Source organism: Sporosarcina sp. FSL K6-3457 (assembly GCF_038007285.1).
Taxonomy (GTDB): domain Bacteria; phylum Bacillota; class Bacilli; order Bacillales_A; family Planococcaceae; genus Sporosarcina.
In genome coordinates this window covers 2,383,406-2,405,742 of sequence record NZ_JBBOWX010000001.1, presented here as the reverse complement: position 1 = coordinate 2,405,742, position 22,337 = coordinate 2,383,406, and the positions used below count along the sequence as shown (strand labels likewise).

Below are 22,337 nucleotides of genomic sequence, written 5' to 3'. Positions count from 1 at the left end.
TGCCTTGGTGAAGGCGACAGCATAAGCGTGTTCAGTAAGGGGGGATACAATTCGATCCCCTCCCTACTGGGCTAACTTATCCCGGAGCCAATAGAACTAGACTATGATAGTAGGCGAAGGCATGTTTCCTTTTTGGAAGCATGGCTTTGCCTATCTATAGGTTTCAAGGCAAACGGTTGCACCAAGAATGGCATTGATTTTGTTTATAGGAAAGAAGGAGGCAGTATATGCGATGGATACCAAAGTTGTAACAAAACACAAACGAAACGCCAGTTTATTATCAATTATTCCAGGTTTCGGACAATTTTATAATAAGCAGTACATGAAAGGAATCATCCTTTTCGTTTTAGCGGCTGCATTTTTTAGTAGCTTTTCGCAAACCTTGAACTGGGGTTTTTGGGGATTAATAACACTAGGAACGATTCCAAAGCTCGACCATTCTATTTTTTTACTCATTGATGGCATTATCGCATTACTTGTAGCGGCAATTGGCCTTGGCATTTATGCATTCAATTTCTATGATGCATATACAAATGGCAAAAAGCGAGATGAAGGATTTACGTTAAATGGTGTAAGGGAGCAGTACCATAATTTATTGGATTCAGGTTTTCCGTATTTAATGATTTCACCTGGGTTTTTATTACTGATTTTTGTCGTTATTTTCCCGATCATTTTTGTTATTTTACTATCTTTTACGAACTATGACTTATATCATACGCCGCCTGCTAAACTAGTAGATTGGATAGGAATACAGAACTATATTGATATTTTTGCATTGGATCTGTGGAGAACAACCTTTTTTGGTGTGCTTGGCTGGACAATTGTTTGGACATTTGGTGCAACGACTCTGCAAATTGCTATTGGAATCTTTTTAGCTGTTTTGATTAACCAAAAAGATTTGAAAGGCAAGGCAGTCTTCCGTACGATTTTGATTCTGCCATGGGCTGTACCGGCTTTTATCTCCATTATGGTTTTTTCCGGTATGTTTAATGAGTCCTTTGGGGTCATTAATACGGGTATTTTAAATTTCTTAGGAATTGATGCCATTCCTTGGATGACCGAGGAATTATGGACGCGTGTTGCTTTAATCTTAATTCAATCATGGTTAGGCTTCCCGTTTGTATTTGCGATGGTGACGGGAGTGCTTCAGTCTATTCCGAATGAATTATATGAGGCTTCGAATGTTGACGGTGCTTCTATATGGCAGAAGTTCCGCAGCATTACATTGCCAATGGTGTTATATGCCACTGCACCAATTATGATTACGCAGTATACGTTTAACTTCAATAACTTCAATGTCATCTTCCTCTTTAATGGTGGAGGACCTGCATTACCCGGGCAAAATGCTGGGGGGACTGACATTTTAATATCGTGGATTTACAAGTTAACGATGACTTCTGGGCAATATGGTAAGGCAGCTGCAATTACAATGCTCTTATCCTTAATCGTTATAGTAGTAGCCTTATGGCAGTTCAAACGAACCAATTCATTTAAAGAGGAGGATATGATGTGATGAGTAATAAGACTGAAAAAATACTTAGACTAACAGCTTCATATCTGATTCTACTTATTGCAGCTGTTGTCGTTATCTACCCGTTGCTATGGGTCATTGGTTCTTCTTTTAATCCAGGGCAAAGTCTTTCGGGCTCTTCTATGTTTCCGAAAAACCCGACTACGAAGCATTATGTTGACTTGTTTGATTTGGAGAAATCCAATTATATTCTCTGGTACATCAATTCCATGAAAATCAGTATCATTACGATGATTTTATCCGTCATAACTGTTTCTCTGACGGGCTATGCTTTTTCCCGCTATCGCTTTATCGGCAGGAAAAATGGTCTGTTGACCTTTTTGGTTCTTCAGATGATCCCAAACTTTGCTGCATTGATAGCTATTTTCGTTCTTGCTCAAAGAACTGGACTGATTGACACTCATTTAGGTTTGATCCTCATTTATGTAGGTGGACAAATTCCGATGAACACTTGGCTGATGAAAGGGTACTTGGATACCATTCCGAGGGATTTAGATGAATCTGCAAGAATGGATGGCGCGGGTCATTTGCGTATCTTTTGGCAGATTATTTTACCGCTGGCAAAACCAATCATAGCGGTAGTTGCACTCTTCTCATTTATCGCGCCATTTGGAGATTTTATCCTCGCGCGTATTATGTTGCGGACGGAGGAGAAATTCACGATGGGTGTAGGGTTATTTGAACTAGTAGCTAAACAATTTGGCAATGAGTTTACGACGTTTGCCGCGGGATCGGTGTTAATTGCGATTCCGATTACCATTCTTTTCCTGATGTTCCAAAGGTTTTTCGTATCAGGCTTGACGGCTGGAGGTACGAAAGGTTAATTGGAATGGTTTTAGCATTTTAAAGGGGGAATTGTCGTGAAACGTATCGTATCTACTGCCTTGTTTATTGTGCTTCTAGTTATCTACGCCATGCCACAGCTTACAGCTGGAACAGAAGAACGACAGATGCAAGATGAGATTATTTATTCAATCATGGTAGATCGATTTAACAATGGTGACGCTAACAATGACAAAGATGCAGACCCAAATGATCCATTGGCCTATCATGGTGGTGATTTCAAAGGGGTTACCGAGAAGTTGGATTATTTGAAAGATATGGGTTTTACGGCGATATGGTTAACGCCCATTTTTGACAATATGGAAAATGGCTATCATGGGTATTGGATCAAGGATTTTTATAAAACAAATGAATACTTCGGGACGATGGAAGAATTCAAAACGCTAGTTCAGGAAGCACATAACCGAGATATGAAAGTTATTTTAGATTTTGTTGTGAATCATGTCGGACCGAATCATGAGTGGTTAGATGATCCTAGTAAGGAAGATTGGTTTCATGAAAAAAAGCCAATTACAAATTGGAATAACCAAGATGAAGTAGAAAATGGTTGGCTCTATGATCTACCCGATTTAAACCAGGATAACCCCGATACACGAAAGTATCTTCTGGATGCTGCTAAGTGGTGGATTCAGGAAACAGATATTGACGGCTACAGGCTGGATACGGTTAAGCATGTACCTAAAGACTTTTGGATAGACTTTTCAGCTGCTGTCAAATCTCAGAAAAAATCATTTTATCTCCTCGGTGAGGTTTGGCATAATAATCCCAATGTAGTCACGGGCTATCAAGACACTGGAATTGATGGGTTTATGGATTTTTCACAGAACGATAGTATGCGTATAGCATTTGAAAAGTCCGACCAGTCGTTAGGTTGGCTATTCTCAAACATTAACCGAAACGATAAATTATTTGATCATCCAGCACAGCTTGGGCAGTTTCTTGACAATCATGATATGTCTCGGTTTGCGAATTTGGCAAGCAACAATGGTCAGGACTCGATTACCCGTTGGAAACTGGGACTATCTTTTTTATATACAGCACCTGGTATTCCGATTATCTATTACGGCTCCGAAATTGCTATGCCTGGTGGGAATGATCCAGATAATCGTGGCTTTATGAATTTTAATGTGAAGAATGATCTAGCCGATTATATAACAAAGCTCGGTGCAATAAGGCGGGATTTACCTTCGTTAACAAGGGGCGATATGGAGCTTTTGTATGAAGCGGAAGGGATGGCTGTCTTTAAAAGGACCTATCAAGATGAAACAGTTGTTGTGGCGATTAACAATTCGTCACAGAGACAAGAAATTGTGCTTGGAGGGAAACTTGAACAAGATAAGGTGTTAAGAGGTTTGATTGATGGAGAACTTATTCAATCAGATGGTAACAAATATTCAATAACACTTGAACGCGAAAAAAGTGAAATATATACACTGACCGATAAGGCAGGAATAAATGGGTTCGCTATTGCTGTTCTGACAACTATGTTAGCTTTACTTGCAACCTCGGCATATTTGATTCGGAAGGGTAAAAGGAACAGGAGGAGTATGGAATTCGATGAATAGAGTATGGTGGAAAGAAGCAGTGAGTTATCAAGTGTACCCCAGAAGTTTTAAAGATAGTGATGGGGATGGCGTTGGAGATCTGCGCGGTATTATTTCGAAATTGGATTATCTGAAGGAATTGGGGATAGATGTCATCTGGGTTTGTCCGTTTTATAAGTCTCCTAATGCGGATAATGGCTATGATATTAGTGATTACCAAGATATTTCAAGTGAGTTTGGGTCCATGCAAGATTTTGATACATTATTGGCAGAGGTCCATGCGCGTGGCATGAAACTAATCTTAGATTTAGTCATCAATCATACGAGTGATGAGCATCCTTGGTTCATTGAATCACGATCATCTACAGATAATCCTAAAAGGGATTGGTATATGTGGAAGGATGGTAAGGGGCAGAAAGAACCGAATAACTGGGAGAGTATCTTCTCTGGGAGCGCGTGGGCGTACGATGCGTTGACTGCGCAATATTATCTCCATCTGTTTGCGACGAAGCAGCCTGATCTGAACTGGGAAAATCAACAAGTGCGAGAAGAACTGTTCAAGATGGTGAATTGGTGGTTGGATAAAGGGATCGATGGTTTTCGGGTCGATGCAATTAGTCATATTAAGAAGCGAGAGGGTCTGCCTGATATGCCGAATCCCGCGGGAGAGCAATATGTATCCTCCTTCGATATGCATACAAACCAACCTGGCATTCAGAGCTACTTGAAAGAGCTGAAAGAAAAAACCTTTTCTAAGTACGACATTATGACGGTTGGAGAGGCAAACGGAGTTGGTGTGGATGAGGCAGACGAGTGGGTTGGCGAAGAAGATGGGCACTTTAATATGGTTTTCCAGTTCGAGCATTTAGGTCTGTGGAATAAGGAAGTGAATGACTCGGTAGATGTCGTCGGCTTGAAAAAAAAACTTTCAAAATGGCAAAAAGGGTTACATGGAAAAGGATGGAATGCACTATTTTTAGAAAACCATGATCAACCGCGTAGCGTTTCTAGCTGGGGGGATGATCAAGCCTATTGGAACGAAAGTGCGAAGATGCTCGCTGCTTGCTATTTTCTGATGCAGGGAACACCATTCATTTATCAAGGACAGGAAATTGGTATGACAAACGTGCAATTTCCTTCCATTGAGGATTATGATGATGTTGGCATGAAAAACTTCTATGACATAGAAATGGCCAAAGGTCGTCCGCATGAAGAAGTCATGCAAACGATTTGGAGTAACGGGCGTGATAATTCCAGAACCCCGATGCAGTGGGATGATGCATTGAACGCTGGATTTACTAAGGGTGAGCCATGGATGAAAGTAAACCCAAACTACTCGAAAATCAATGTAGCTGCACAACAACAAGATGAGCATTCCATTTATCACTTCTATAAAAAGATGATTCAATTGCGAAAAGAAAATCCTATATTTGTCTATGGAGAATATGATGTTCAGCAGGAGGATCACCCTGGAGTCTATCTGTATACGCGTTCCATTTCAGGACAGTTTGCTGTTGTGATTTGCAATTTCCGAGGGAATGAAGAAGAAATTCAGCTGACGAATCTTCCTAAGGATGATGTTGAGCTGGTGCTGCACAATTACGAGGATGTTCCAAGTCAGCTCACTGAGGACGTTGCGCTTCGCCCGTATGAAGTGCGAGTTTATTTATCCCGAATGAATGAACTGTAAAACTGCCGCTTTATGGTTGAAGTCAATAAAAGTTTGCTCACGCTCAGGAGAAATCCTAGCTTGAGCAAGCTTTTTTCATAATCAAAAGTGAAAGAATAACATTATTCATTAGCGAAACGCATAGGATTTTGAAGGGATGTTAGCGAAATAGGTGTATAGTGCGAATCGAGAGGAGAATGAATAATGGACACGAATCAAGTGGCATACAAATCACCAATCAAAGTTATTTTCGAGAAGTTTTCAATCCAAAAGGATGTTTCGCTTGTCTATGGCGAACCGATTAAGCTTGATAACAAACGCGTGCTGCCTGTTGCAAAGGTTAGTTATGCGGTTGGTGGTGGAGGGGGATATTCCGGAGAGAGTGAGGAATCTTCTGTTAGCCAAGGAGAAGGCGGCGGTGGACATATCGTCATTAAACCAGTTGGCGTCTATGAAATTACATCTGAAAAAGTAATATTCAAGCCTGTTATTGAATTTCGGTTGATTGTTCTTTTAGCATCAGTCTGTACTTTTGGAGTTATTTGGTTGTTGAAAAATAAAAACTTGAAATGAATTTGAAGGTTCAAATTTGAGATGCTTATTGGGACACGTCTGTTGATTAACCATTTACTTGCTTAATATACCGGTGAAAAAAGCTTGAAAACCACCTTTTTCACTAGATCATTTCCGGTTCGCTTTCGGCGAAATAATCAAGACATCATTACCAAGGAGGAATTGCAGTTCCTTCCTCCCCCAGGAGCAAGGATGACTAGTTACCTGTCGCGTACCTACAACGTTCAAGTGAAAAATGCAGTTGCTTGGCAAAAAAAGAATAGATGACTTTCTATAGAGTGTAAGTGCCCGAAGATGCAATTTCGGGCACACTTGCACTTTGTATAAGGTGCTCCCACTTTACTTTTAGCAAGTTTTATAAGAATGTAATACTTCCTAAAATAACAGTGAGAAGGACCATGGTAAAAGCTTCAGCCGCCAAAATTGTATCTTTGGCGGCTTTTATCCAGGTAAAAAGCCAGCTATTCTTTCTTCCCTAAAAGCATTAGCACTTTGTGTATAAGTGTTTTTGGAGAGCGACGGATGAACGACCACCATCCCTATACATAAAGAACAGCCTGGTAATAGTATAGAGGTCGTTCAATCTAAAGCGAAACCAAAGCTACTATACACAGAGTGCCAAGCGTTTGATTAAGTTATTTTTGGGTTAATCAACAGACGTGGAAAAAAGCCTGCTTATGCCAAGGAGAAATTCTAGCACAGCAAGCTTGTTTTTCATTTGTTTTTTCTTTTCATAACCAACAATGACAGTCCAAAAAATACGAGTGTCGTCGCAACAAGATAGAAAACACTGAATAGTGTTGACGATTTTTCACCATTTAACTTATAAAATACGCCCATATTGAATAGGAAGGCTTCCTTTATTTCCAAAGGAGCATTGGTAAATGAATTCATCAAAGGCATTTCCATAAGTACTTGTCGAAACAGTGCCGCCGAATGGGATACGGGGAATAACTTGACGATTGTTTGCAAATAGTCAGGTAAGCTCCCAATTGGAATATAAATACCAGCTAAAAAGCCAAGCAGTGTTCCGATGACTGTGCTTGCGGCGGCAAAGGCATTGGAGGTTTTGAAAAAAGAAACTAAAAAGAGAACCATTGATGCGCTCGCCAACACAGCTAAGATGACCACACCACTTGCTACGATCATTTTCCCGAACGACAACATCGTTTCTCCGGATATAACAAGAAAGATATTCGATGCAATCAGTGTGACCAGGCACATGAGGAAACCTATTGTTAGCGCGCTCAAAATATAACCACCCACTAATTTTGCCCGAGAAATAGGCGATGAATAAAAGTCCATATAGGTTTTATTCGCTCGATCATCGACTAGAATCCCGAAAGAGGCAAGCGTCGTTGTCATCGAAGTTACGGCAAGCATCCCAGCGATGAACCACGACATGAGCAATGCTTTTTTCTCAGGGAAGTCAGGTAATTGCTTGGCTGTCATATCACCTAGAAATAACACGTATAAAGCGACGAGAATAATGACTGCAAGCAATGAGAAAAAGACAGTGGCTTTATCTCGAAAGTATAATAAAATATTTCGTTTAGCGAATGCCAGCATTATGATTCACAGCCTTTCCATTAATGGCGATAAATACGTCATCCAAACTGGATTTCTTCACTTCAAAAGAAGAAATGAAAGGCGTGAATTTCGCTAAAATCGGTATTGCATCAGTCGTTTGACTAAGGGGGAGATGGAAAAGTGACATTTCTTCTTTGAAGTCGAGTCCATCGGCTACTAGTAAGCTTCGCAGTTCATCTGCTTGAGCCGTTGTAATGGTGAGTAGATGTGCAGAATAGTTATTTTTCAATTGCTCCGGCGTTCCTTTCGCAACAATGCGACCTTCTTTCATCACGACGACATAATGTGAGTTTGCTGCTTCTTCAATATAATGTGTCGTTAAAAAAACGGTCATGCCTGTATCTTTTTGCAGTTGTTGGATGGTTGACCAAATGTTTTTTCGACTTTCTGGATCGAGCCCTGTTGTTGGTTCGTCCAGTATTAAGATGTTTGGTTTGTGAATGAGCGCACGAGCAATATCAACTCGCCGTTTTTGTCCGCCCGATAATTTTCCATATGGACGGTCTGATAATGAGGCTACTTCTACGACTTTCATGACACGGTGAATCGCCGCGTTGCGCTCTTGTCTCGTCATTCCATAAAAAGATGCTCGAATTGCTAAATTTTCTTTGACGGTCAATAAAGGATCAAGCAAGCTATCTTGAAATACAACGCCGATTTCTTGGCGAATGGCTTGGTCGTGCTTGCCAACGGTATACCCATTGACAATGACATGACCTTTGTCTTGCTGAAGAAGCGTCAAAAGGATTGAAATGGTTGTTGATTTACCAGCACCATTCGTGCCTAAAAAAGAAAAGAGGGAACCTTCTTCTACATAGAAACTGATGTCGTTGACAGCTTTTACTTTTCCAAATGACTTAGATAACCCATTTACCTCAATAATGTTAACCAATAGAGGAACCCCCTTTTTTACGTGCAATGGCAGCGTTAATTTCTGTAGCGCTCTTTTGGTTCCCCATAAATACAACAATGATGACGATAATATAGGTCAAGAACCCGGTCGCTACAACGAAGGTTGTCACGTGCCAAGTGAATGGGAAAATATTAAATAGTGCACCGGCGACAAGCAGAACAATGATGACATCTAGTAATTCGATGAATCGCAAAAGAAGAGAATTCTGAATAGGTAACCGATGTGTAAAAAAAATCAAACAGTTGATGCTAATTGAAATAACCAGCATATGAATAATCAGTGCTTCATTCATAGGGGGAAAAATAGTTAACAAACTAAAGAGCAGGTAAAATAGACAGCTGAATGTGAATGAAATACAGCTTGTAGATATGTAATGTTTCAATATGGTCATATGGTTTCCTCCTTATGATAAAAATTTTTCTTTGAAAGCTTTTACGTAATGTCTATTGACGATTACTTTTTCTCTATTTGTCAAAGACGCTTCAAACTTGCCATTAAGCAATGCACGAACATTATCAATATGTGTTGTATTGACAATTAGGTTCTTACTAACACGAATAAAATGTGTCTCGCTTAATTTTTGTTCAATCTCATACAGCTTCAAATCGCATGCATACACTTCTATTTCCGTGTAAATAAAAGTTTGATTATCAATTGTTTCGATATAATAAAGGTCATCTACAAGAAGCGAGTATGTACGTCCCTCTCTTGTCCCGATTAATGTAATGCTTATTTGGTGGATCTGTTTGATGATTCGTTCTAGCTGACTATCAATATGTGGACAATTGATAATAATTTCAGCCTCTTCATACTTCTTAGATTCATTAATTGTTACACGAATGATACTCACATCCTTCAGTTGGAATCTTATGGATAGAATCGTACCATTTGAGGGAAGTCAGAACAATGCATTTTGCGTAACCTACATTTTTCATACTGTAAGTTGCAAGGAATAGGACATACCCTTTTAAAAATAGAGTGAAATCGGCTATGATAGAACCATGCAGTTATTAGAAATGGAAGTGTTGTTATGAGTCAATTGATTATTGAAAACCTTACGAAGACCGTTGGGGAGAAAACATTGTTTAAAGATATAGCGTTTACGGTTGTCAGCGGAGAAAAAGTAGGTTTGCTAGGTATTAATGGAACAGGGAAGTCGACGTTACTGTCTATCCTTGCAGGTGTCGAAGAAGCAGATTCGATTTCGACGGACCATCCGAACAGATATCGCATTGTTTATTTACCACAAGAGCCCGAATTCGATCCACAATTGACTGTGATGGAAACAGTGTTCATGAGTGATGCACCGATTATCAAGGTCAATTTGGAGTATGAGCATGCATTGCAGGCTTTGTCGGCAGATCCTGAATCGTCACATAATCAAGACCAATACTCAAAATTCCAAAATCAGATGGATGATTTATCTGGCTGGGATATTAACTCGAAAGCACGAACGATTTTATCGAAGCTAGGTATTGAGACATTTGATAAGAAGGTCGGTGAGTTGTCAGGCGGACAGAAAAAGCGTGTCGCATTGGCAAAAGTCCTCATTGAGCCTGCCGATCTATTGCTACTCGATGAGCCGACCAACCATCTCGATGTTGATTCTATCATGTGGCTGTCTGATTACTTGAAAAACGAACAAGGGGCTGTCATTTTTGTCACGCATGACCGCTACTTTTTAGATGAATTATCGACCAATATTTATGAATTAGCAGATAAAACGTTGTATGCACATACAGGTAACTACGGAAATTATCTTGAAGCGAAAGCAATTCGTGCGGAAATGGCCGCATCGTCAGACGATAAGTTACGCAATCAGTATCGTTCTGAATTGAAATGGATTCGTCGCGGCGCGAAAGCGAGATCGACGAAGCAAAAAGCGCGAATTGGCCGCTTCGATGAATTAGCAGAGAAAGTGAAAAAAGAAGATAGTGTTGGAGAAATGGACGTTGCGCTGAAGTCAACGCGTTTAGGGAAGAAGGTTATCGAAGCGATTGGTATTTCAAAATCATTTGATGGCCGAACAATCATTGATAATTTCTCTAGTATCCTACAATCAGGTGACCGTATTGCGGTTGTTGGACCTAACGGGGCTGGGAAAACGACATTATTGAATATGCTTTCCGGGAAAACTGAACCAGATAGCGGCGTTATTGATGTTGGAACAACAGTAAAAGTTGCTCACTTCCAACAACATACACCATTAATGGATGAGAAGAAAAGGATTATCGAATATATTCAAGATACGTCAAATGATATTGAAGATGCGGATGGTGTGCGTATTTCAGCTTCGCAAATGCTGGAACGCTTTTTATTCCCAACGAGAGCACATGGTACGCCAATTGGTAAATTATCGGGTGGGGAACGTAAACGCCTTTACCTCTTAAAATTGTTAATGGAACAGCCGAACGTCATGATTTTGGATGAGCCGACCAATGACCTCGATCTTGAGACGCTGTCTGTTTTGGAAACGTTCATCGACACATTTCCAGGCGTTGTCATCACCATTTCGCATGATCGCTTCTTCTTAGATCGTACGTCAACTAAATTATGGGTAATGGATGGCTCTGGCAATGTTGACACATGGTTCGGCATCTACACGGACTTCTTGGAAACGTATGTAGCCCCTGAAGTAGTGCAGCCGAAGCCTGTTGCAGAAGTTGCAACACCAGAACCTACGCCGATACCACAGCAGCCAAAGAAAAAAATGTCCTATGCCGAAAAAAAGGAATGGGAAACGATTGATGCGGATATTGAAAAAGTCGAAACCGCTATTGAAACAACTGAGGCAGAAATGGCCACTGCTGGCTCCGATTACGATAAACTAAGGATATTAACCGACACACTTGATGAATTAAATGCTAAATATGAAACATTGGTGGAACGTTGGACTTATTTACAAGAACTAGTTGAATCTTAATAAGGGGGCTACACAAGTGAATATTGTAACGATTGAACCAACACCGAGTCCGAACTCCATGAAAATTGTACTCGACACGGAGTTGCCAAAAGGTACGGGGCTTAATTATAAAAAAGAGGATGCTGCGACAGCACCACATCTAGTAGCTGCACTATTGAACATTACAGGGATTAAAGGGATTTACCATGTCATGAATTTTATGGCCGTTGAACGAATTGGTAATGTTGCTTGGGAATCGATTCTTGCAGAGGTCCAAGCAGTTTTCAATGAAGAGCAAGGCGCAGAAACGGAAGCTGAAGTAGAACTGGACGATAGTTACGGCGAAGTGTATGTGCATGTGCAAACGTATAAAGATGTTCCACTTCAAGTGAAAGTGTTCGATAGTGCTTCTGAGGAACGTTTCGGTCTCAGTGAACGATTCGTGAAAGCGATGGAAGCTGTGCATAGTACAGAAGTTGAAAACTATATTTTACTGCGTAAATGGGCTGATTACGGCATTCGTTACGGAGAAAAAGCTGAAATCGGTGAAACCGTTATCCAAGAAATTGAAGCGGCCTATCCTGAGGAACGGTTGCAGGAAATTATCCGCCAGGCGAATGAGGGGCAAGCGGAAGTATCACAGCGCGGAAGAAAAGTTTCACTTGAGGAATTTTTAGTAGATGAATGGGAAACAAGATTCCAATTGCTCGACCAAATGCCAGATCCAGATATGTCTGATGCGCCACTTCTCGGCAAGGCACTGGAGGACGATAAGATGTCGATTAGACGACTTGCAACGGTTTACTTGGGCATGATTGAAGATGAGGCAGTTATTCCTTACGTCGAGCGAGCGCTGAAAGACAAGAGTTGGGCAGTGCGCCGAACAGCGGGAGATTGTATGAGTGACCTAGGCTTTGAAGGCTTTGAAAATGCGGCTATCGAAGCATTGAATGATAAAAATAAATTAGTCCGCTGGCGTGCAGCAATGTTCCTTTATGAAACAGGAACTGAAACAGCGCTACCCGCGTTGAAAGATGCTGAAAATGATGCTGAGTTTGAAGTGAAGCTCCAAATCCGCATGGCTATTGCACGTATTGCAGAAGGCGAAGATGCCAAAGGGTCTGTTTGGAAACAGATGACAGAAGCACGGATGGCATTGCCAAAAGAATAACAATGGTGTGAAACTATCGCTTTCGGAGCAACCTAATTTGGTAGCACCGAAAGCTTTTTAACTTCATGCAGCCGGGGTTCAAATCCCGGCTGCATGAAGTTAAGCCGCCGGCGTATTTGATTGAAGCTAAGGAAAGAGGGATCGCCATGCAATTAACCATTAGAGCCACTGGGGAGAATGTGCAAGTTATTTCCTATTTGCTTGCTAAAAACCCGAATAATCTATATGAGAGAAATCATAAAGGACATTCCATACGAATGTTTTATAGTCAATTTACGGACACAGCACTTGAGATGACAGTCTTTGTAGTACCCGACCCCCTTGCGCTTATGAATCAATCGTCGAATGCATATGATATTACCCATTACATTAATGACCGGGAATTTGCGGTGAGTAGTATTTTCATCTCGCTTATTCGTTCGGCGTTAGGAACGGCATTAAATGGTCAACCAAAAGACGACTATATGGAATGGGTCAAACAGCCATTTGATTTCGAATTTAACTTTGGGCCTGTCGTTTCAGATTTATCTGACGAGCAAATTCGGGGGCTTTTCGAATCTTTAGGATATGTGGTTGGCATCGAGTACGGTGAAACAGACTATGCTTTTAAGATGAAGACAAAAAGTACAGCACGTTTTCTAACGCTTATAGGGAATGTAACGCTCCAAAAAGGGCTTCAACAATTATTTTTGCTCATTCCTGTTATGGATAACTATAAGCATTACTTCATTGATGAAAGTGAAGTTGAAAAGATAAAAAGGTATGGTGAAGGCTGGCTTGATGACCATCCGGAAAGAGAATTTATTATTCGTAAGGCGCTGCGCTTTAAGGAAGTGTATAGTCTTATGGAAGAACCCGCCGACAATCATCATTTAGTGAAAGAAGTCACCACCGAAAAAGTACGTTTGAATGAGTTGCGCTATGAAAAAATTGTTGAAGTGGTCAGTGGTTTACCGATGAAGAAATCGATTGTCGACTTTGGTTCCGGTGAGGGGAAATTAGCGGTTCGATTGGGCTTTGTCAAAGGGGTTCAGGAGATTCTTGCGGTGGAGCCATCGGAAACAGCATCGTTGAAAGCGATGAAGCAATTTGAAAATGTGATAAATAAAGAGGGATTTGTTGAACCTACACCAATGTGGGGATCACTGTTTTATTATGATGAACGGTTAAAAGACAGGGACATTATCATTTTATGTGAAGTCATTGAACATATCGATGAGGAACGGCTACCGAAAGTTATGGACCTCCTGTTGGATGACTATAGACCGAATGTCTTGATAATCACGACGCCGAACCAAGAATATAATGCAGTTTACGAGATGCAGGATGCCAAGCGTCATAGTGATCACCGGTTTGAATGGACAAGAGATGAATTCGAGCAATGGTGTGCAGGCAGAAATCAGTCTGGAAAGTATAAGCTAACATTTGAGGGCATTGGAGAAATGCATGAAGCTTTTGGTTACCCGACACAAATGTGCACGTTCGTCAGGAAGGAGGAGGTTGAATGAAAGTCACCATTCCATACGCCGGACTTGTGTTACTTGTCGGTGTTTCTAATAGTGGGAAAACGACGTTATTAAATCAATGGATTGAAGAGCAGAAAATCTTAGCATCCGAAGTGATTAGTTCAGATGCATATCGAGCAATCGTTGGAGATAAGGAGTTTATCGGCTGGTCAGAACGACCGAAAGATGAAGCGGACAGTCTGGTGGATGAATACCAGGCAATTTCTGCGGAAGCATTTAGCATGATGGATCACGTTGTAGAAGCCAGATGCAGGCTGAATAAAGTGACATTCATCGATGCGACTCACCTCTATCCCGATGACCGTAAAAAATATATCGCGCTTGCAAAGAAACACAACGTTCCAGCCATAGCGATTGTTATGGATGTGCCGCAAGAGACATTGCTTGAACGCGATGAGCAACGGAACAATCCACGTGGAAAACGACGTGTGAAGCAGCAACTTCAAACATTTAAGCGAGAGAAGCGCTTCATAAAGAAAGATGGCTTTACATCCGTTTATGTCACAGATGGTCTAGCAGAGATTGAATGTGTGAGACGAGACAATCCGTTGTTGATAGACGTTGGACACGGAATTGACATCATTGGCGACATCCATGGCTGCTATGACGAGATGATTACACTTCTTCTTAAGCTAGGCTACGAAAAAAATAGCGAGGGCTTGCTCGTTCATCCGCAAGGGCGAGTTTTCTTGTCGCTCGGTGATGTCATGAGCAGGGGACCGAAATCATTGCAGACGATGTTATTTTTCCAGTAGCATGTTGAAAAAGGTTTGGCGTATATGATTGACAGTAACCATGGATGGAAGATCGCGCGCTGGCTCGATGGACGGAATGTGACACTGCATCATGGTGATGAAAAGGTCGAGGCGGAATTGCAGACGTATGAGGTGAAGTACGGAGTGGAGCAAGCATTGGCCATGAAAGAATCATTGAAAGACTTCCTTTTGCAAGCACCAAGTCATTATGTATTAATGAAAAATGGTGTGCAGACTGCTGTTTGTACACATGCAGGCATTCGAGATGAATTCATTGGCAAGCAATCTCCCAAGGTCCAGGATTTCTGTCGCTATGGAGATACAGATGGCGTTACTGAACACGGCAAACCTACGCGTAAAGATTGGACAATCCATCATAAGGGAAGTGCGCTCATCATTTGGGGGCATGATCCTAAACCGCAGCCACTTGTCATCAATAACACGGTCAATATCGATCAAGGTGTTGTGTTTGGCGGTAAATTAACGGCTTATCGTTATCCGGAAAAAGAATTTGTTTCCGTGACAGCGTTGGCTGATTATTCTGGAGTTATAGATAATCCGCTGAAAGAGTGGGAAGAAAAAAGGTTAGCCTCACCGAATATTGGCAAATTCATTAACGGTTATGCTGTTCGAACGGAGCAACTTGGTGAAGTGAAAGCCCATCAGGATATTGTGAAGCCTGCAATTGATACGGTCTCACATTATACGGTGCCCATTGAGCAATTACTTTATATTCCACCGACGATGAGCCCGACTCCTCTCACCTCATCACAACCTGGTTATTTGGAACATCCGAAAGAAGCTATTGATTATTATAGAAATCATGGCATTCATACAATGATTGCTGAGAAAAAGCATATGGGTAGCCGAGCTGTATTATTGCTATTCAAAGATGTGGAATCAGCAAAAAAGGCAGTCGGCTCCGAAACGCTTGGTGTCATTTATACAAGAACGGGCAGACGTTTTTTTGATAAAATAACAGAAGCTGAAATCGTTTTGAATCTGAACGAAGAGCTAGTGAACAAAGGGTATTTTGAAAAGTACCAGACGGATTATGTGCTACTCGATGCGGAAATCATGCCGTGGAATTTAAAAGCAAAAGAATTGATTAGCGGGCAATATGCTCACGTTGCGGAAAATGCAATCCTTGACCGGGCGAAGCTGAAAGAGAAATTGGAAGCTGTTGCAGGTGACAATGAGGACTTGGATAGATGGTTGGAAGAGGTAATAGGCAAGGTCAATAATGCGAAAACGTTTAAAGACGTTTTTCAGAAATATTGTTGGGACACGGATGGTGCGAAAGCCATTCAAATTGCACCGTTCCACGTATTAGCGCATAGTAATGAAACCTTTTTCGACAAATCGCATACATGGCATATGGATATGAACAAGGAGTTCGCAGTAGATTCTTCTTTCTTTGTTTCAACGAAATTCAAAGTCATTTCGGATGCAGCTAGCGAACAGGAAGTCATTACTTGGTGGGAAGAGATGACAGCAGAAGGACATGAAGGGATCGTCATTAAACCGGAATTTTTTATTGCGACCCAGAATGGGAAACTTGTGCAGCCTGCCATTAAAGTGAGAGGTCGCAAATATTTACACATTATTTACGGGATGGATTATTTAGCGCCAGCTAATCTTGAACGGTTGAAAAAACGTAACACTGGCAAAAAACAGAAGCTCGCATTAAAAGAATTTGCATTAGGGATCGAAGGTATCCAACGCTTTGTCGATAGAGAATCGATCGAACGCGTGCATGAATGCGTTCTTGCAACGCTAGCGTTAGAATCGGATCCGGTAGACCCTAGATTATAAGTAGTTGGGTGCGTAGGTTACATGTTGGTCTATGTTAAATGGAGACTGCTTCACAACACATATGACGTTGTGAATCAGTCTTCTTTCCTATTGAACATTTTGGTGGTAGAGTAAGTGAATTATGCTGTACATATAGAAAGGTTGTTTTTAGCTAATGAAACCAGTCACAGGATCAAAAAGATTTCGTTTTGCGATATTACTTGGAACGCTAGCTGCAATGGGGCCCTTATCCATCGATATGTATTTGCCATCATTTCCTGCAATTGTAGGTGCTTTTGACACAACGGCATCCTTCGTGCAGATTAGCTTAACTGCTTGTCTGTTAGGAATTGGCTTAGGTCAGCTCGTACTTGGACCGATGAGTGATGTACATGGACGCAAGAAGCCGTTACTAATTGGGCTCGCCGTTTATTTTGTTGCATCTTTTTTATGTGTCATTGCGCCGACGATTGAATTTTTTATAGCTGCACGTTTTATGCAGGGGTTTGCGGCGTCAGCAGGAATTGTCATTTCAAGAGCGGTTGTTCGGGATGTTTATAGTGGAAGGGAACTGACGAAGTTTTTTGCCCTGCTTATGCTGATCAATAACTTAGCGCCTATCCTTGCCCCGATTTTTGGTGGTGGAATTCTTGCTTTCACGGACTGGACAGGTATATTTGCTGTATTGAGTGCAATCGGTTTTCTACTATTTGTCGTTGTTTTGTGGAGAATGGACGAAACATTGCCAGTGCAAATGCGAGTCCCAAGCAGCATATCGAATACATTGAGAAATTTTCTGTCCCTACTTAAAAATCGACAGTTCATGGGCTTTGCATTGGCGCAAGGTTTCATCATGGCGGGGATATTTGCCTACGTTGCGGGGACACCGTTTGTCTATCAAAATATTTATGGGGTTTCTCCGCAGACCTTTAGTTTACTATTTGGGATGAATGGACTCGGACTCATATTGGGAACACAAACGGTGGGACGACTAACAAGTGTGTTATCTGAAAAGCAATTTTTGGAAATCGGTTTGTTGATGTCGATTACTTCAGGTACGGTGCTACTCTTCGCAGTTTTGTTACATGGACCGCTAATTACGATTGTAGTTCCAATTTTCTTTTTTGTTGCTTCAATCGGCGTCATTTCAACATCGTCCTTCTCATTGGCGATGGAATCACAAGGCCATATTGCGGGAAGTGCTTCCGCATTACTCGGATTACTGCCTTTCATTCTCGGCTCGATTACAGCGCCACTTGTAGGAATAGCGGGCGAAGAAACAGCAGTCCCGATGGGGGTTATCATCTTCACCGCAAGTTTAATCGCAGTTTTTGCCTATGTTGGATTAGCGAGAAAAACCCTGAAAGAAAACTAAAAGACAGCCGCTTGCTCAATTGAGTAGGCGGCTTTTTGAATAGAATGGAGCATAAGGATGTGATTGAAATTGCGAGAAGTCATGATAGCTTTAGTTAGCTCATCCATTACGATTGTCATTACAAGCTTTTTTAATTACCATTTTCAATTAAGACAGGAAGTTCGCAATGAATCTGTGAAATATACAACGGAAATTTTGAGAAATGTTTATACCCCAATCTTAAAAATACTTGTTGCGGCTACTGTCCCAGGAGATGGTTATGACGGTATTACAAAAGAAATGCTCTTTGAAATTGAGGACATTATGAAGAACAACTATGAATTGATAGATCCTCATTTAAACTCGATTATGTATTCATTGAAAAAAGAAGTGAGATGGGAGCATTATGAGGAAAGTTTAAAGTTATTTGATAAAAATAAGAAGTTATTGACGCATGTTGAACATAATTTTAATTTTTATCGAAAGCGTATTGGCTTGCCTTTTGATAAGACGAAGATGAGTAGAATGATATGACATCTAGAAGCCTTGTGCTTGTAGATGTCTTTAACTAGAATCAGTAGGAAGATCAAATTCCCTACTGATTCTAGTTAAGCCTCCGGCGGATGTCACAAATTTTGAAAAGGAGTTAATTGCGCTTGCGCAATTAAAAACTTTGGACGCAATTACGCCGAGGCGTAATTGATTTTAGTTAAAAAGGACAAGTGCCGCTTTGGGAAAAGACTGCGTGAATAGGATATAGAGAAAAAGTATTTGTGGGGATACTTTTTTATCCAACAGAGAGAGAAAGGAGGTGCTTGAAGATGGTTAAAATCGTAATCGACGCAGGACATGGATTTAATACACCTGGCAAGCGTTCGCCAGATGACGAACGGGAGTGGTCGTTTAATAATAAAGTGGCTCTCTATGCGATAGCTAAACTACAGACATACAAAGGTGTGGAGATTCTTCGTGTTGATGATCCAACGGGGAAAACGGATGTCCCCTTGACAACACGGACTACACTGGCAAACGAATGGCAGGCGGATGTCTATGCTTCTATTCATCACAATGCTTTAAACGGCAAGTGGGGTCAGCATAGTGGTATTGAGACATATACGATGGACAACCCAACAGCCAATCCAAAATCGCTTGAAATTGCAGGAGCTATACATCCACGGGTCGTCATGGCGATGGGGATTAGCAATCGTGGCATGAAGCGGGCTAATTTCCATGTGCTACGTGAGTCCACAATGCCGGCATTCTTAACGGAAGGAGGCTTTATGGACTCGACGACTGATATTACAAAATTACGTGATGATAACTACTTAAAGGCGCAAGGTGAAGCTATTGCAGAAGGACTGGCTGTCTATTTTAAGCTACAGCTGAAACCCATACTAGAAGAAATACCAATCATAGTAGGACAACAAAGCGAAAATCACTTCTATCGACCATCTATGCAAACCATCATCAATTCAACAATTGACGTGTTAATTCGACTAGAAAATAAGCAAGAAGGCGCGTTATCGTCAGTGTGGCGTGAAAGGTTAGCGCAAGGAACATTGACAAATTCGGATGCAATTGGCATCTTGTTTGTAGCGCTTGACCGTGGGTTATTAGGGGATGTAAAGTGAGTTTTAATTTGATTCAGCAGAAGTTCAAACCCCGGCAGAATAGGGGAACTCAGACTAAGTTCGCCGCGTCCTACGGCAACGTCTGAGTAACCAACAAGGAAGGATGTAGTTCAATCCTTCCCCCCTGTTGGCTCAATTAAAATCTGGACGCAAACAGGCCAAGGTGTGTTTGATCAAAAAAACAGCAGTGCTCAGATGAGTAGTCTGCTGTTTTTGCTGATAGAAAGTAACAATCAGTGAAAAACTGACGCAGACACGGTAGAATGAATTGGAAGAGAAAGATTACTCTACTTGAAGTTAAATGAATAGGGGGATATAAACATGAATGCATACGATGAGTATATGAAAGGCATCGTGAAACCGATGCGCGAAGAGCTTTCGAGCAATGGCTTTACTGAACTGACGACTGCGGAGGACGTTGAAGGAACGATGGCAGCACTTGAGGGGACGGCACTTGTCGTTATTAATTCGGTTTGCGGATGTGCGGCAGGTCTTGCAAGGCCAGCGGTAAGAGAAGCTTTACAAGAGGCAGAACACAAGCCAGATCATTTATTGACCGTATTTGCGGGTCAAGATAAGGAAGCGACAGAAACGATGCGCAATTATTTCCCAGAAGTGCCTCCAAGTTCGCCTTCTATTGCACTGTGGAAAGATGGGGCACTTGCGTACTTTATCCCTCGGGAACAGATTGAGAATTTTGAGATGGAACAAATTAAAGACCATCTTGCAGAAGTACTTGGACAAGTTTGTCAATAATGGCTGCAATTATTACGACAGGTGGTCGACCTGATGAACAATCCGAACAACTTGCGATGGAAGCCGCAGAAGTTTTAGGCTATTCGATTATTGAGCGGAAGAAACGGTCGGTTGCCCGTTTACAGCAAGAATATGAGGCGGATGTCATCGTTGCAGGGAAAGGTCGCTTTGATTTATATCGAATTGGCATGGGTGAGCCCTTTTTCTTTCATCCTAATTCAGCTGCCTTCCGATTGAAGCGATTGATGAAGGGCGAGACGGATCCGTTAGTGGAAGTTGCACAATTGAAGCGTGGAGATACTTTTCTCGATTGTACACTGGGGCTTGCCTCTGATAGCATCATTGCTTCTTTCATCACAGGTGATTGTGGCGAAGTGAAGGGTGTCGAAATGGATTCAGCTGTGGCGTTTATAACAAAGCGGGGCTTGCAATCGTTTCCGGCTGAGTCGGAACAATTGGTACAAGCGATGAGGCGCATCGAGGTACTCCATGCAGATGCAGTCGGATTTTTGCGTGAGCAACCTGATTCGTCTTGGGATATTGTGTACATGGATCCGATGTTTCATGTGCCGATTGCGGAATCGACTAATTTCACTGCGTTGCGACAAGTCGGCGTTCACAGCTTCTTGACGCAGGAGTGGATGGAGCAAGCGAAACGCGTCTGTAAGCGATGTGTTGTTATTAAGGACCGCTTTGATTCGCCGGTATTTGAGCAATTTCATATGGAACAAAAAATTAGACCGAATACCAAATTCCATTTTGGTATTATTGAAAAATGAAAAACGCCGTCACGTCCTCGAATCGAGGGTGACGGCGTTTTTACGTCCGGACTCCGTACGCCGGATGCTTGAGTCGCTTCAGACTTGTCGCATCTAAGCAGGCGCCCAGCACATTAATGAGTGAAATTCAATGAGCTCAAATATAAAAGTAATGCGAGCATTCCGATTCCAATAAGTAGTGTTACATCCATCAGGGTACCCTCCTTTAAAAAAACGTACATTTATCTACAGGTTTATTGTACAATGAAAGTAACAAAGAAGAAACCTTTTCAGTGTCTTTTCGTCTAATAGATAGTATACTAGTTTTAAAAATATACACAATTGCGGGTGATAGTTTATGAAAAAATGGTTACAGAAAACACTTATTGTTGCGGTTGCCTTCTTAACACTCGGTGCTATTTCGCCGAATCACCAATTTTGGACAAGTTTACAGGACAAAAACGAAGCAAAACAAGCTGAACAACCACCGAAAAGTGCTGATTATGCGATTGGCCTAGCAGATTCATATGTTTATGACGAAGTGGAAGAGCCAGCTACCTCAGTAGAAGAATCACTTATTGCTTCTGCAAAAGAATTATCTTACATGAAATTTGGTACGAAAATTGGACCGGTTATTGCCGATGAATTTGATGAAATTATTTTCCCGAAAATCGAAGAAGCTATCCAGATGACATTTGAAAGCTCTGGGGACTTGCATAAGCGTCGATTGGCTATTACTGAAAAACCAGCGGGCGACTATGCTGAGAAAATTTTCAATGTTTATGATCTAGCAGATGGTCAAGATATTATTCGTTTTCATGTGCGGACTGAAAAACGTCCACAAGATGGCTACTTCTACAATTTCCATTACCATATTGCCGATGACGGATTTGTAGCCCATCATTCAATTGGAGATATCTACTGGTCAAAAAATACGCCTCCTAAGTGGTTATCGTAACTAACCACTTAAGAGGTTTTTTTATTATCCTACTATGATTTTCTTTGCTATACTAAACACATGTGTAAG

At 41.4% G+C, this 22,337-nt stretch carries 20 protein-coding genes; 16 read left to right on the top strand and 4 right to left on the bottom strand.

Annotated elements, in window-relative coordinates:
- Positions 1–232: 232 nt before the first annotated feature.
- The 5 genes from N1I80_RS11440 to N1I80_RS11420 all read left to right on the top strand — a co-directional run bounded on the left by N1I80_RS11440 (position 233) and on the right by N1I80_RS11420 (position 6,160).
- The gene (locus N1I80_RS11440; RefSeq protein ID WP_340737994.1) at positions 233–1,513 is read left to right on the top strand and encodes a carbohydrate ABC transporter permease; all 1,281 of its coding nucleotides are present in this window, start codon (positions 233–235) and stop codon (positions 1,511–1,513) included.
- Entirely contained in the window at positions 1,513–2,355 is an 843-nt protein-coding gene (locus N1I80_RS11435; RefSeq protein WP_340740034.1) for a sugar ABC transporter permease, read from the top strand. The genes N1I80_RS11440 and N1I80_RS11435 overlap by 1 nt, the downstream gene beginning before the upstream one ends.
- Positions 2,356–2,391: 36 nt before the next feature.
- A complete protein-coding gene (locus N1I80_RS11430) occupies positions 2,392–3,939 on the top strand; it encodes an alpha-amylase family glycosyl hydrolase (RefSeq protein ID WP_445683649.1) in 1,548 nt (515 codons plus the stop codon).
- Positions 3,932–5,608, top strand: coding sequence for an alpha-glucosidase (locus tag N1I80_RS11425; RefSeq protein ID WP_340737993.1), 1,677 nt, complete (start codon positions 3,932–3,934; stop codon positions 5,606–5,608). Before N1I80_RS11430 ends, N1I80_RS11425 begins: the two co-directional genes overlap by 8 nt.
- Positions 5,609–5,791: 183 nt before the next feature.
- Positions 5,792–6,160 (top strand): spore germination protein GerW family protein, encoded by a 369-nt coding sequence (locus N1I80_RS11420; RefSeq protein ID WP_340737992.1) that lies wholly within the window; start codon positions 5,792–5,794, stop codon positions 6,158–6,160.
- Between the two features lie 714 nt (positions 6,161–6,874).
- Here N1I80_RS11420 and N1I80_RS11415 read toward each other — a convergent pair.
- From N1I80_RS11415 to N1I80_RS11400, 4 genes are read right to left on the bottom strand one after another with little or no spacing between them, the layout of a single operon-like run.
- Positions 6,875–7,729 carry an ABC transporter permease gene (locus tag N1I80_RS11415; protein ID WP_340737991.1) on the bottom strand — a complete coding sequence of 285 codons (855 nt, stop codon included), beginning with the start codon at positions 7,727–7,729 and terminating at the stop codon, positions 6,875–6,877.
- On the bottom strand, positions 7,713–8,642 hold the full coding sequence (locus tag N1I80_RS11410) for an ABC transporter ATP-binding protein (protein ID WP_340737990.1): 930 nt from the start codon (positions 8,640–8,642) through the stop codon (positions 7,713–7,715). Before N1I80_RS11410 ends, N1I80_RS11415 begins: the two co-directional genes overlap by 17 nt.
- Positions 8,635–9,054: a hypothetical protein gene (locus N1I80_RS11405; RefSeq protein WP_340737989.1), complete on the bottom strand. Its 420-nt coding sequence runs from the start codon at positions 9,052–9,054 to the stop codon at positions 8,635–8,637. The genes N1I80_RS11410 and N1I80_RS11405 overlap by 8 nt, the downstream gene beginning before the upstream one ends.
- 12 nt (positions 9,055–9,066) lie before the next feature.
- Positions 9,067–9,513, bottom strand: a complete 447-nt coding sequence (locus tag N1I80_RS11400; RefSeq protein WP_340737988.1) for a LytTR family DNA-binding domain-containing protein — start codon at positions 9,511–9,513, stop codon at positions 9,067–9,069.
- A gap of 180 nt (positions 9,514–9,693) precedes the next feature.
- Between N1I80_RS11400 and N1I80_RS11395 the strand changes: the two genes are divergently transcribed.
- The 11 genes from N1I80_RS11395 to N1I80_RS11345 all read left to right on the top strand — a co-directional run bounded on the left by N1I80_RS11395 (position 9,694) and on the right by N1I80_RS11345 (position 22,268).
- The gene (locus N1I80_RS11395; RefSeq protein ID WP_340737987.1) at positions 9,694–11,586 is read left to right on the top strand and encodes an ABC-F family ATP-binding cassette domain-containing protein; all 1,893 of its coding nucleotides are present in this window, start codon (positions 9,694–9,696) and stop codon (positions 11,584–11,586) included.
- 16 nt (positions 11,587–11,602) lie between these two features.
- The gene (locus N1I80_RS11390; protein ID WP_340737986.1) at positions 11,603–12,736 is read left to right on the top strand and encodes a virulence factor; all 1,134 of its coding nucleotides are present in this window, start codon (positions 11,603–11,605) and stop codon (positions 12,734–12,736) included.
- A gap of 146 nt (positions 12,737–12,882) precedes the next feature.
- Positions 12,883–14,244 carry a methyltransferase domain-containing protein gene (locus tag N1I80_RS11385; protein ID WP_340737985.1) on the top strand — a complete coding sequence of 454 codons (1,362 nt, stop codon included), beginning with the start codon at positions 12,883–12,885 and terminating at the stop codon, positions 14,242–14,244.
- Positions 14,241–15,017, top strand: coding sequence for an AAA family ATPase (locus tag N1I80_RS11380; RefSeq protein ID WP_340737984.1), 777 nt, complete (start codon positions 14,241–14,243; stop codon positions 15,015–15,017). The genes N1I80_RS11385 and N1I80_RS11380 overlap by 4 nt, the downstream gene beginning before the upstream one ends.
- Positions 15,018–15,041: 24 nt before the next feature.
- Positions 15,042–16,832 (top strand): polynucleotide kinase, encoded by a 1,791-nt coding sequence (locus N1I80_RS11375; RefSeq protein WP_340737983.1) that lies wholly within the window; start codon positions 15,042–15,044, stop codon positions 16,830–16,832.
- Between the two features lie 154 nt (positions 16,833–16,986).
- Positions 16,987–18,186 carry a Bcr/CflA family multidrug efflux MFS transporter gene (locus tag N1I80_RS11370; protein WP_340737982.1) on the top strand — a complete coding sequence of 400 codons (1,200 nt, stop codon included), beginning with the start codon at positions 16,987–16,989 and terminating at the stop codon, positions 18,184–18,186.
- 69 nt (positions 18,187–18,255) lie between these two features.
- Complete coding sequence (locus N1I80_RS11365) at positions 18,256–18,699, top strand: hypothetical protein (RefSeq protein WP_340737981.1); 444 nt, start codon at positions 18,256–18,258, stop codon at positions 18,697–18,699.
- A gap of 287 nt (positions 18,700–18,986) precedes the next feature.
- Positions 18,987–19,796 carry an N-acetylmuramoyl-L-alanine amidase family protein gene (locus tag N1I80_RS11360; RefSeq protein ID WP_340737980.1) on the top strand — a complete coding sequence of 270 codons (810 nt, stop codon included), beginning with the start codon at positions 18,987–18,989 and terminating at the stop codon, positions 19,794–19,796.
- A gap of 321 nt (positions 19,797–20,117) precedes the next feature.
- Positions 20,118–20,552, top strand: coding sequence for a BrxA/BrxB family bacilliredoxin (locus N1I80_RS11355; RefSeq protein ID WP_340737979.1), 435 nt, complete (start codon positions 20,118–20,120; stop codon positions 20,550–20,552).
- Positions 20,552–21,331, top strand: coding sequence for a class I SAM-dependent methyltransferase (locus N1I80_RS11350; protein WP_340737978.1), 780 nt, complete (start codon positions 20,552–20,554; stop codon positions 21,329–21,331). Before N1I80_RS11355 ends, N1I80_RS11350 begins: the two co-directional genes overlap by 1 nt.
- Positions 21,332–21,668: 337 nt before the next feature.
- Entirely contained in the window at positions 21,669–22,268 is a 600-nt protein-coding gene (locus tag N1I80_RS11345) for a YpjP family protein (RefSeq protein ID WP_340737977.1), read from the top strand.
- The last annotated feature ends 69 nt before the right edge of the window (positions 22,269–22,337 follow it).

What these genes read in the sequence shown, in the direction of transcription:
- N1I80_RS11370 (WP_340737982.1), top strand. Translation starts at nt 16,987, where the DNA reads ATGAAACCAGTCACAGGATCAAAAAGATTTCGTTTTGCGATATTACTT.
- N1I80_RS11435 (WP_340740034.1), top strand. Translation starts at nt 1,513, where the DNA reads ATGAGTAATAAGACTGAAAAAATACTTAGACTAACAGCTTCATATCTG.
- N1I80_RS11380 (WP_340737984.1), top strand. Translation starts at nt 14,241, where the DNA reads ATGAAAGTCACCATTCCATACGCCGGACTTGTGTTACTTGTCGGTGTT.
- N1I80_RS11345 (WP_340737977.1), top strand. Translation starts at nt 21,669, where the DNA reads ATGAAAAAATGGTTACAGAAAACACTTATTGTTGCGGTTGCCTTCTTA.
- N1I80_RS11425 (WP_340737993.1), top strand. Translation starts at nt 3,932, where the DNA reads ATGAATAGAGTATGGTGGAAAGAAGCAGTGAGTTATCAAGTGTACCCC.
- N1I80_RS11355 (WP_340737979.1), top strand. Translation starts at nt 20,118, where the DNA reads ATGAATGCATACGATGAGTATATGAAAGGCATCGTGAAACCGATGCGC.
- N1I80_RS11375 (WP_340737983.1), top strand. Translation starts at nt 15,042, where the DNA reads ATGATTGACAGTAACCATGGATGGAAGATCGCGCGCTGGCTCGATGGA.
- N1I80_RS11415 (WP_340737991.1), bottom strand. Translation starts at nt 7,729, where the DNA reads ATGCTGGCATTCGCTAAACGAAATATTTTATTATACTTTCGAGATAAA.
- N1I80_RS11395 (WP_340737987.1), top strand. Translation starts at nt 9,694, where the DNA reads ATGAGTCAATTGATTATTGAAAACCTTACGAAGACCGTTGGGGAGAAA.
- N1I80_RS11440 (WP_340737994.1), top strand. Translation starts at nt 233, where the DNA reads ATGGATACCAAAGTTGTAACAAAACACAAACGAAACGCCAGTTTATTA.
- N1I80_RS11385 (WP_340737985.1), top strand. Translation starts at nt 12,883, where the DNA reads ATGCAATTAACCATTAGAGCCACTGGGGAGAATGTGCAAGTTATTTCC.
- N1I80_RS11420 (WP_340737992.1), top strand. Translation starts at nt 5,792, where the DNA reads ATGGACACGAATCAAGTGGCATACAAATCACCAATCAAAGTTATTTTC.
- N1I80_RS11360 (WP_340737980.1), top strand. Translation starts at nt 18,987, where the DNA reads ATGGTTAAAATCGTAATCGACGCAGGACATGGATTTAATACACCTGGC.
- N1I80_RS11350 (WP_340737978.1), top strand. Translation starts at nt 20,552, where the DNA reads ATGGCTGCAATTATTACGACAGGTGGTCGACCTGATGAACAATCCGAA.
- N1I80_RS11405 (WP_340737989.1), bottom strand. Translation starts at nt 9,054, where the DNA reads ATGACCATATTGAAACATTACATATCTACAAGCTGTATTTCATTCACA.